The sequence below is a fragment of the Methylobacterium ajmalii genome, from assembly GCF_016613415.1.
Taxonomy (GTDB): Bacteria; Pseudomonadota; Alphaproteobacteria; order Rhizobiales; family Beijerinckiaceae; genus Methylobacterium; species Methylobacterium ajmalii.
The window spans coordinates 59,988-68,683 of record NZ_JACWCT010000124.1; the positions used below are offsets into that span (position 1 = coordinate 59,988).

Annotated in this window: 13 protein-coding genes; 11 read left to right on the plus strand and 2 right to left on the minus strand. The window is 73.1% G+C overall.

The features are described from left to right. The first annotated feature begins 50 nt into the window (after positions 1-50). From HPY23_RS23240 to HPY23_RS23270, 7 genes are all read left to right on the plus strand, one after another. Positions 51-1,304: a phage major capsid protein gene (locus HPY23_RS23240; RefSeq protein ID WP_091889723.1), complete on the plus strand. Its 1,254-nt coding sequence runs from the start codon at positions 51-53 to the stop codon at positions 1,302-1,304. Between the two features lie 11 nt (positions 1,305-1,315). Next, positions 1,316-1,597, plus strand: a complete 282-nt coding sequence (locus tag HPY23_RS23245; protein ID WP_058619505.1) for a hypothetical protein — start codon at positions 1,316-1,318, stop codon at positions 1,595-1,597. Beyond that, a complete protein-coding gene (locus HPY23_RS23250) occupies positions 1,597-2,193 on the plus strand; it encodes a head-tail connector protein (protein ID WP_091889725.1) in 597 nt (198 codons plus the stop codon). Before HPY23_RS23245 ends, HPY23_RS23250 begins: the two co-directional genes overlap by 1 nt. Positions 2,194-2,195: 2 nt before the next feature. Continuing rightward, on the plus strand, positions 2,196-2,531 hold the full coding sequence (locus HPY23_RS23255; protein WP_058619503.1) for a head-tail adaptor protein: 336 nt from the start codon (positions 2,196-2,198) through the stop codon (positions 2,529-2,531). A gap of 120 nt (positions 2,532-2,651) precedes the next feature. Beyond that, a complete protein-coding gene (locus HPY23_RS23260) occupies positions 2,652-2,981 on the plus strand; it encodes a BrnA antitoxin family protein (RefSeq protein WP_091889727.1) in 330 nt (109 codons plus the stop codon). Beyond that, positions 2,978-3,538 (plus strand): HK97 gp10 family phage protein, encoded by a 561-nt coding sequence (locus HPY23_RS23265; RefSeq protein ID WP_058619500.1) that lies wholly within the window; start codon positions 2,978-2,980, stop codon positions 3,536-3,538. The genes HPY23_RS23260 and HPY23_RS23265 overlap by 4 nt, the downstream gene beginning before the upstream one ends. Then, positions 3,535-3,936 carry a DUF3168 domain-containing protein gene (locus tag HPY23_RS23270; RefSeq protein ID WP_058619499.1) on the plus strand — a complete coding sequence of 134 codons (402 nt, stop codon included), beginning with the start codon at positions 3,535-3,537 and terminating at the stop codon, positions 3,934-3,936. The genes HPY23_RS23265 and HPY23_RS23270 overlap by 4 nt, the downstream gene beginning before the upstream one ends. 32 nt (positions 3,937-3,968) lie before the next feature. Here the strand turns inward: HPY23_RS23270 and HPY23_RS23275 are convergent, their stop codons facing one another. Together HPY23_RS23275 and HPY23_RS23280 are read right to left on the minus strand one after the other, a co-directional pair. Then, complete coding sequence (locus HPY23_RS23275) at positions 3,969-4,421, minus strand: PIN domain-containing protein (RefSeq protein ID WP_091889729.1); 453 nt, start codon at positions 4,419-4,421, stop codon at positions 3,969-3,971. After that, positions 4,422-5,024 (minus strand): DUF433 domain-containing protein, encoded by a 603-nt coding sequence (locus tag HPY23_RS23280; RefSeq protein WP_091889731.1) that lies wholly within the window; start codon positions 5,022-5,024, stop codon positions 4,422-4,424. A gap of 114 nt (positions 5,025-5,138) precedes the next feature. On the opposite strand from HPY23_RS23280, the gene HPY23_RS23285 reads away from it, so the two are divergent. From HPY23_RS23285 to HPY23_RS23300, 4 genes are read left to right on the plus strand one after another with little or no spacing between them, the layout of a single operon-like run. Then, positions 5,139-5,585: a phage tail protein gene (locus HPY23_RS23285; protein ID WP_139235034.1), complete on the plus strand. Its 447-nt coding sequence runs from the start codon at positions 5,139-5,141 to the stop codon at positions 5,583-5,585. Next, on the plus strand, positions 5,585-5,980 hold the full coding sequence (locus HPY23_RS23290; RefSeq protein WP_058619495.1) for a gene transfer agent family protein: 396 nt from the start codon (positions 5,585-5,587) through the stop codon (positions 5,978-5,980). Before HPY23_RS23285 ends, HPY23_RS23290 begins: the two co-directional genes overlap by 1 nt. Continuing rightward, positions 5,977-6,135, plus strand: a complete 159-nt coding sequence (locus HPY23_RS23295; protein ID WP_165602093.1) for a hypothetical protein — start codon at positions 5,977-5,979, stop codon at positions 6,133-6,135. Before HPY23_RS23290 ends, HPY23_RS23295 begins: the two co-directional genes overlap by 4 nt. Before the next feature lie 16 nt (positions 6,136-6,151). After that, a complete protein-coding gene (locus HPY23_RS23300; RefSeq protein ID WP_139235035.1) occupies positions 6,152-8,545 on the plus strand; it encodes a hypothetical protein in 2,394 nt (797 codons plus the stop codon). The last annotated feature ends 151 nt before the right edge of the window (positions 8,546-8,696 follow it).

Here is an 8,696-nt window from a genome sequence, read left to right on the forward strand (position 1 = left end):
ACCCTCGCGAGCCGCCCATCCGGGCGGCTTTGTCGTTTTCGGAGCCCACCATGACCCAGTCGATCCAGGCCCTGCGCGAGGAGCGCACGGCGAAAGCCCGCGAGGCCCGCGCCCTCCTCGACGCCAAGACCGGCAAGGAATGGACCCCCGAAGTGAAGGACCAGGTCGACGCGATCTACGCCGCGATCGACCGCCTGGACGAGCAGATCGCGCGGGTCGAGCGCGTGCTCACCATCGAGGACAGCCTCGAGCAGCGCGGCCGGGTCCTGTCGGAGAAGAACGGCCGCTCGGTGGACGAGAACGCCGCCACGATCCGGGCCGAGAAGGCGATTTTTTCCGCCTGGGCCCGTGGCGGGGCCGAGGCGCTGACCGACGACCAGCGCGCCCACGTGAAGGCACGCCGCGACGAGGCGCAGCGGGTCTACGGCGCCCAGTCCGTCGGCACCGGCGCGGCCGGCGGCTACCTGGTCCCGCGCGACTTCGCCGAGACCATGCTCGAGCGCATGGCGGCCTTCGGCGGGATGCGGGCGGTCGCCACCGTGATCCAGACCGACGGCGGCAACGCCATCGACTACGCCACCGTGGACGAGACCGGCCAGGAGGGCGAGATCGTCGGCGAGAGCCTGGCGGCGAGCGGCCAGGACATCGCCTTCGGCACGGTGAGCATCGGCGCCTACAAGTACAGCTCGAAGACCGTGGTGGTGCCCCTCGAGCTGCTGCAGGACAGCCGCATCGACATCGAGCCCTACATCAACGTCGCGCTCGCCACCCGCATCGCCCGCATCACCAACCGGCACTTCACGACCGGCACCGGCGCCGGCCAGCCCCGCGGCGTGGTCACGGCGGCGGCCGCCGGCAAGGCCGGGGCGGCGGGCCAGCTCGCGGCGGTCACCTACGACGACCTGGTCGACCTCGAGCACGCGGTCGATCCGGCCTACCGGACCTCCGGTCGCTGGATGTTCCACGACACGACGCTCAAGGCGCTCAAGAAGCTGAAGGACGGCCAGGGCCGGCCGCTCTGGCGCCCGGGCGTCACCGGTGGCGACCCCTCCGACATCCTGGGCTACGGCTACACGGTCAACCAGCACATGGCGCCGATGGGCGCCTCGGCCCGCTCGCTGCTGTTCGGCGACTTCAAGAAGTACCTGATCCGCGACGTGATGGCGGTCACGCTGTTCCGCTTCGCCGACAGCAAGTACCTCGAGAAGGGCCAGGTGGCGTTCCTCGCCTGGTCGCGCCACGACGGCAACCTGATCGACGCGAGCAACGACGCCATCAAGGCGTTCCAGCACCCGGCGAGCTGAGGGCGACGACGATGCAGGTGCGGATGCTCACCGGCATGGCCGGCGACAGCTTCTCCTACCAGGCCGGCGAGACCGTCACGGTGCCGGACGCGATCGGCGAGGCCTGGAAGGCGGCGGGCCTCGCCGAGGCGCCGCCCCGGGCCGAGGCGGCCGAGCGGGCGGCGAAGGACCTGCGGGCGCAGGTCCAGGACCTCGCCGCGCGGCTCGCCGAGGCGGAAGCCGACCGCGACGCCCTGCGCCACCAGGTCGAGGCCCTGGCGGCGCAGCTCGCGGCTGCGGCGCCGGCCGCGTGATGCTCAGCTATGCCCGGCTGACGCCGCCGGCCAGCCCCGTCGTCGGGCTCGCGCGGGCGCTTGCCCACCTCAAGCTCGAGCCCGACACCGAGGAGGCGGAGGCCGTCACGGCGGCCCTCGCCGCGGCCGAGGAGCATCTCGACGGCTGGTCCGGGGCGCTCCGCCACGCTCTCCTCGCCCAGACCTGGGAGGCGACGGCGCCCGCGCCGGGCCCGTGCGGGTGCGGCGACGCGCCGGGCTTCCTCCTCGACCTGCCGCCGGTGGCGGCGGTGCTCTCGGTCGAGGCCCTGACCGGCGGCGCCTACCTCCCGGTCGCCACTTGGCGCAGCCTGTCGCCGAACCGCCGCGGCAGCCTCGCCCTGCTGCCGGCACCCGGCACCCGCTGGCCGACCGCGGATCCCGACCCGGCGGCCTGGCGCATCCGCTTCCGCGCCGGCTACGCCACGCCCGCCGAGGTGCCCCCGCCGATCCAGGCGGCGATCCTGCTCATCGCCGCCGACCTGTTCGACAACCGCGGGGGCAAGCAGCTCGCGACGCTGACCGACAACCCGACCATCGCCCGCCTGCTCGCCCGCTACCAGCCCTCGGAGGCCTGACCATGGATCCGGGCCAGCTGGACCGGCGCGTCACCTTCCGGCGCCGCGCCCTCGTCACCCGCGGCGGCCGCCAGGTGCCGGGCGACTATGCCGACCTGTTCCGGGCCTGGGGCGCCTGGCGCCCGCTGACCGGCCGGCGCCTGGTCGAGGCCGGGGCGGTGACGGACGGGATCGACGGCACGCTGATCGTGCGCGAGACCGCCCGCACGCGCGGTCTCACCGTGGCCGACCGGGTGGTGATCGCCGGCCATGACTTCGCGATCGAGTCGGTGCCGATCGCGCATCGCTCCGGCTGGCTCTCGCTCAGCGTCTCGCGCCGCCGGGCGGCCTCGACGTGATCGCATGAGCCGTTTCGCCTCCCTCCAATTTATTGTTCGGCCGACTGCGCGGGCGGATGGTCGTGGTGGGATGGACCGAGCGCGACGATCGGCGCAGGGTCTTCACGATGCGGAAAGCCAATGAGCGCGAGCAAAAGAAATACGCCTCCCTTCTTTGACGAGAAGACGGGACTTGTCGATCTCGCGGCGCTGGACGCGCACGGGACTAAGGCGGAGGAATACGACGACCTGCCGGATCTGTCGGAGGTCGATGTGGGAACGGCAGACCGGCACGAGGCCGGCCGCCTCGTCAGCCGCGGCCGGGGCCGTCCCAGGCTCGACAATCCGAAGCGGCAGGTGACGTTGCGGCTCGACGCGGACGTGATCGAGGGCTTCCGGGCAACGGGATCGGGCTGGCAGGGCCGGATCAACGCCATCCTGCGCGAGGCCTTGGAGCAGCCCGGCCGGTGATCGGCGAGCTCGTCAGCCTCGCCCGGCTCGGCTACGCGGCCGTGTCCGGGGTCGACGCCCTGGTCACCAGCCTGACCCGGATGGGCCTGCACCTCGCCCTGCGCAGCCGCGCCCTCGACCGGCAGGCGGCCGAGGACATCGTGGAGCGCGCCCGCGCCCGGGTCCCGCAGGATACCGGGCGGCTCTTCTCCGGCATCGAGGCCACCGAGGTCGACGGCGTGTGGGGCGTGCAGGCGAGCGCGGTCAACCCGCGCGACCCGCGGGAGCTGGATTACGCCTTCCTGGTCGAGCACGGCACCCGGCCGGGGATCCGCGGCGAGCGGGTGGCGGATGCGGCCTATTTCCGCCCCCGCGACCCGGACGGGGCGCTGGCGGTCAACCCGCGCACCGGCCGGCGCTACCGGAGGGCGGATGCCAACCGGCGTGCCCGCCGCACCCATCCCGGCACGCCCCCGCATCCGTATTTCTGGCCCTCGGTCAACGAGGTGATGGCCGAGCGCGGCCTGGCGGCGGATGCGCTGATCAACGAGGCGGCCAACCGCGAGGGCCTGACATGACGCCGGAGCTGACCTTGCGCGACGCGGTGCTGGGCCGCCTGCGGGCGACGCCGGCGGTGAGCGCGGTGGTGGGCGAAAAAATCTACGACGACGTGCCGGCGGACGGCGAGCCGGATCTGCCCTGGATCTTCGCCGGGCCGCTCAACGCGACCCGCCTCGAGGTGGGCGGCCTGCCGGCCTGGGATTTGCGCCTGCGGATCTTCATCGAGTCGGCGGCCTTCGACCGCGACCAGGCCTGGAGCTTGGCCCGGGCGGGCATGCGGGCGGTCGAGGGGTTCGAGCCGGCCGAGGGCGGGTTCTGCGACCGCTTGAGCGTGCGCCAGGCCGGCGACGTGATCAGCCCGCTCACCGTCAAGGCGGTGTTCTTCGACGTCGCCGCGCTGATGCTCGATGCGTAGCGGCGGCCCTCACGCGACCGGACGGGCGCGGATCACCGGATTTCGCTTCCGTCGGGCGCCCAGCGGCCCGGGGTCTCGCGGTCGGGGCTGATCACGGCAACGCCCCGGCCCTTCGTGTCCTTCGCGTTGCAGGTCACGAGAACGAGACCGTGCCGCATCGCGGTGGCGACCTGACCCCGATCCATCCATTGCGGGCGATCCGGGCCGGCGAGCCGGCCCCAGGCCTCCGCCACGTCGCCGTCGACGGGCAGGATCCGGCCGGCAAAGCCCTCCTTGAGCGCATCCAGGGCCGCCTGAAGCGCGGCGGCCACAGCGGCATCGCCGGCATCCCGCTTCTTCTGCACGCCCCGCGCGATCTCGAAGACAGTGATGGCACTGATCGCGAGCGTGCTGTCGTCAATGCTCGCGAGCCAGCGGCGGATGGCCTTGCCGTTCGGGCCGCTCCGCTTGCTGATGACGTCGGTGTCGAGGAGGTAGGTCAGCACCTAATCGTCGAGGTCCAAGGCGCTCAGGTCGGCCTGCGCGAGGGCCGCCTTCGCCGTCAGCTTCGGATAGGGGCGCCCCGCCTTGGGATGGGCGGCGGCATAGGCCTCGGCGAAGGCGAGCTGGTCCCGGCTCAGGCTGGGATAGTCCCGGAGCACGTCCTCGATCGCCATTCCGCCGTCGAGGAGCGCGGCGAGGCGATGGACCTCGACCCGCGTGCCCTTGAGGACGATGTCGCCCTTGGCGTCATGCTCGACGGACGTCTCCAGGTCCCGCAAGGCCTGCAGGCGGTCATCGACCTGCTGCGCGGCCTCGTCCAGCGAGGCCCGGAAGACGCCGGCCTCGAGATGGGTCGGCAGCTCGGCATGCTGCTGCAGGGCCGCATAGAGCTTGCCCCAGAGCGCCGCATTCAGGTCGTCGCGGTGGTCCCGTGCCCAGCTGAGGAAGACCAGCGTCTTGTGGTCCAGCGCGCGGACCTTGCGGCCGCCGTAGGAGACCAGCTGGCAATCGACGTGCTTGCGCTCGACGGTCCGCCGAACCTCCCGGACGGGCTCGCGCAGAACGAAGGCGGCCTTCGGGAGCGGGTAGATCTCGGGGCTGCTCATGCGACATCCAATGCGACCCCCGAGATAGGGTCGCTTTAGTGCCGACGCAAGCTCCCTCGGGCACCGCTCCGAGCGTCGCGTCGGCCGAGATCCCCCTTCACCGGAGAGAACCCGATGACCCAGACCGTCCCCTTCGGCGGCAAGGACCTGCGCGTCCTGCTCAAGGACTCCGCCACCGACACCACCCCCGACTTCGTGGCGATGATCACCACCAAGGAGATCGAGTGGGTCAACGAGTTCGATGACGCGACCGTGCCGGAGACCGACGCCCCCGACCAGGTGCCGAGCCGCCGCTCCTTCCTCAAGGCCCGGGCCTGGAACACCTCGTTCTCCGGCATCGCCGATGCCAAGGGCTTCCGCATCCTCCAGGCCGCCGCGAGCGCCGACCTGCCGACCTACATCCAGGTCCTGGTCGCCAAGGTCGCGGCCGCCGGCGGCGGGCGCTGGGACGGCGCGGTGTGGTTCGAGAACCTGAAGCTCTCCTCGCAGGACAACGGCGTGGTGAAGTTCAGCGGCCAGCTGCGCGGCGAAGGGCCCCTCGCCTGGACGGCGGCGAGCTGATGGCGCCCGACACCTCCCGCACCGCCGTCTATGCCGCCTTCGGCGGGCGGCACCGCAAGCTGCAGCTCACCCTCGGCTGCATCGGCGAGCTGGAGCGCATCTGCACCGCCGGCATCGGCGAGATCCAGCTCAGGCTCGCCAGCCACCGCTTCTACGCCGCCGACCTGCGCGAGACGATCCGCCTCGGGCTGATCGGCGGCGGCGAGGACCTGGCCGGGGCCGAGGCGCTGATGCGCTTCAACTTCGACCAGCAGCCGCTCGCCACCCACCTGCAGCTCGCCGCCGACCTGCTCTCGGCCGCGGTGGCCGGGGTGGAGCCGGAGGGAAACGGGGTGACGGAGGGGAGGAGCGACGCCCCGGCGACCTCTCCGTCTGGTACCGCGCCGGCGGCATGATGGGGCTGACGCCCCGGGCGGTCGACGCCCTTACCCTGCCCGAGATGCTGGCGATGCTCGAGGGCTTCCGCCGCTTCCACGGCGGCGAGGACGAGGCCCCGGCGCCGAGCCTCGACGCCTTCCTGACGGCACTGGCCGAGCACCGGCAGGCGTGACGCGAAGGATACCCGGATGAGCGAGCCGCTGAAGATCCGCTTTGCGACCGACGTCTCCTCCGCCAAGGCCGGGCTGACCGACCTCGCGGCCTCGGTGGTCACCAATGTCGGGCTGGTCTCGGCGGCGCTCAACAAGGGTGCCCAGGCGCAAGGGGGCTACGGCCAGGCGGTCGCCAAGGTCGCCCGCGCGGTCGGCGACGATTACGCCGCGATGACCGCCGCCGGCCTGAAGGCCGCCAACGACAGCCAGGGCAATGCCGTGGCGATCGCCGGCGCCGTCGCCCGCGCCGCCGGCGAGACCAACGTGGCGAGCGCGGCCATCACCACCTCGATCGCCACCGGCACCGCGGCGGCGCAGTTCAAGCTCGCGCTCCTGCGCACCACCATGGCGCAGACGATGGCGGCCGTGATGGCGACCCCGGCCGGGGCCGCCGGGGTGAGCGCGCTCGCCGGCCTCGTCGCCCTGGTGGCGCTCCTCAAGCTCGCCGACCACGCCGCCTCCACGGCGGCCGACCGGATGCAGGGCCTGGTCGACCTCGCGACCAAGGCCGGTGAGGCGGGCGTCGGCACCACGCTGTTCCAGGCCTGGCTCGGCCAGGCCAAGGAACTCGGCGCCGAGGCCAAGACCCTCGAGGCGATGCTGCTGCGGGCCCGGGAGGCCGCCACGGTGACGCTCGGGCGCGACGGCGCCGCGGCGACGAGCCCGATCCGCAGCGCGCTCGCCGACCACGTCTCGGCCGGCAACCTCGGCGCCGGGGCGCTCGCCCGCTACGACGCGGCGGGCGACCAGGAGCAGCGCATCCGCGTGATGCTCGACCTGGTGCAGGAGCTGCTCGCCGCCAACCGCCAGCTCGCCGCCTTCGACCTCGGCAAGACGATGTTCGGGGGCGAGTTCGAGGCCAAGCTCCGCGAGGGCGGCGCCGTGATCGAGGCGATGCGGCGCAGCCTCGACGGGATGCGCGCCGCCGGGGGCGAGCGGATCGTCTCGCCCGAGGAGATCGAGACCGCCCGGCGGGTGAATGCCGAGCTGGAGAAATCCCGCGCCGTGCTGGCCGAGGCGCTGGCGCCGCTGCAGAAGGACATCGCGGACTACCAGAACCGCCAGCTCCTCGCCTGGTCGGAGTGGATCGCCTCGGTCAACCGGGCCTCGGCGGTGGTGCTGAGCCTCTACGGCTACCTCAAGCAGGTGGGCGAGGCGGTCACCGCGCTCGGCAACTGGTCGGGCTGGGACCGGCTGTTCGAGGGCCTGAAGGCCATGGGGCTTGCCGGCAACTGGGGCGGCACCGGCACGGGCGTGGTCGACCTCACCGACGAGGACCGGCGCAAGGCGCGGGAGGCGACCGAGGGCAAGCCGCTCTCGGTCAGCATCGTGCCGCGGGGCGACCGCTCGAACCCGCTCCCGGCCTCCCCCGGCCGCGCGAGCCGCGGGGCCGCCGAGGCGCAGGACCCGATCGAGACGCTGATCGCCGGCCTGGAGAAGTCCACCGCCGCCCTCAAGGCGGAGATGGAGGCCTACCACCTCTCGAACGCCGAGAAGCGCACGGCGATCGAGCTGGCCAAGGCCGAGGAGGTCGCCAAGGCCAAGGGCGTGACGCTCACCGGCGAGCAGACCGCCCGCATCCGGGCCGCGGCTGCGGCGGCCGCCGGCTACCGGGACAAGCTCGCCGACCTCGAGCAGGCCGAGCGCCAGCTCGCCGAGACCGCCCGGCATTTCGGCCAGGCGCTGTCGGACGCCTTCGCGGACGCGATCCTGGAGGGCCGGAGCTTCGGCGACGTGCTGCGCAGCCTGGAGAAGCAGATCGCCCGGGCGACGCTGCAGGCGGTATTCACCGGCCAGGGCCCGATGGCCGGCCTGCTCGGCACGGCGCCGGCGGCGAGCGCCGGCTCCAACGCCGTCGGCGGGCTCACCGGCACGGTATCGGGGCTCCTCAAGGACCTGTTCACCCGCACGACCGCCACCGGGGGCGACGTGATCGGCCCCGACGGCGCGCTCTGGCTCGCCGGCGGCGGCCCGGTGCGCGGCCCCGGCTCGGGCACGTCCGACTCGGTGCCGGCCCTGCTCTCGAACGGCGAGTTCGTGGTCAACGCCCGGTCGGCCTCGGCGCATGCCGGTCTCCTGGAGCAGATCAACCGCGGCGGCGTGCGCCGCCTCGCCCAGGGCGGCTGGGCCGGGCGCAGCCTCGCGGCGATCGGCGAGCGGGTACTCCCGGGTGGCGCGACGGGACCGGCGGCGGGCGGCGCGGCCTGGGCCGAGGATGCGGGGAGCGGCTCCGGCCGGAGCCCGCCCGCGCGGCCGGTTCAGGTCACTTTCACGGTGCAGAGCCCGGACGCGCCGAGCTTCCTGCGGGCCGAGGCGCAGCTCACGGCGGCCCTGGCCCGGGCGGTGCAGCGGGGCACGCGCGGTCTTTGACGAGGCAGAGATGCCTGGTTTGATCGCGTCGTGGTCCGATGTGGGTGGTTTGCGGACTCTCGTCACCGTGCCACGATCGGCCTCACAGCCAGTGTCGCTCGTCGCGTGCGCAACAACCAATGCCGACAATACCGCTGCCCGAAACGCTGCC

Coding starts and splice junctions, on each gene's coding strand:
- HPY23_RS23240 (WP_091889723.1), top strand. CDS start 51: ATGACCCAGTCGATCCAGGCCCTGCGCGAGGAGCGCACGGCGAAAGCC.
- HPY23_RS23245 (WP_058619505.1), top strand. CDS start 1,316: ATGCAGGTGCGGATGCTCACCGGCATGGCCGGCGACAGCTTCTCCTAC.
- HPY23_RS23250 (WP_091889725.1), top strand. CDS start 1,597: ATGCTCAGCTATGCCCGGCTGACGCCGCCGGCCAGCCCCGTCGTCGGG.
- HPY23_RS23255 (WP_058619503.1), top strand. CDS start 2,196: ATGGATCCGGGCCAGCTGGACCGGCGCGTCACCTTCCGGCGCCGCGCC.
- HPY23_RS23260 (WP_091889727.1), top strand. CDS start 2,652: ATGAGCGCGAGCAAAAGAAATACGCCTCCCTTCTTTGACGAGAAGACG.
- HPY23_RS23270 (WP_058619499.1), top strand. CDS start 3,535: ATGACGCCGGAGCTGACCTTGCGCGACGCGGTGCTGGGCCGCCTGCGG.
- HPY23_RS23280 (WP_091889731.1), bottom strand. CDS start 5,024: ATGAGCAGCCCCGAGATCTACCCGCTCCCGAAGGCCGCCTTCGTTCTG.
- HPY23_RS23285 (WP_139235034.1), top strand. CDS start 5,139: ATGACCCAGACCGTCCCCTTCGGCGGCAAGGACCTGCGCGTCCTGCTC.
- HPY23_RS23290 (WP_058619495.1), top strand. CDS start 5,585: ATGGCGCCCGACACCTCCCGCACCGCCGTCTATGCCGCCTTCGGCGGG.
- HPY23_RS23295 (WP_165602093.1), top strand. CDS start 5,977: ATGATGGGGCTGACGCCCCGGGCGGTCGACGCCCTTACCCTGCCCGAG.
- HPY23_RS23300 (WP_139235035.1), top strand. CDS start 6,152: ATGAGCGAGCCGCTGAAGATCCGCTTTGCGACCGACGTCTCCTCCGCC.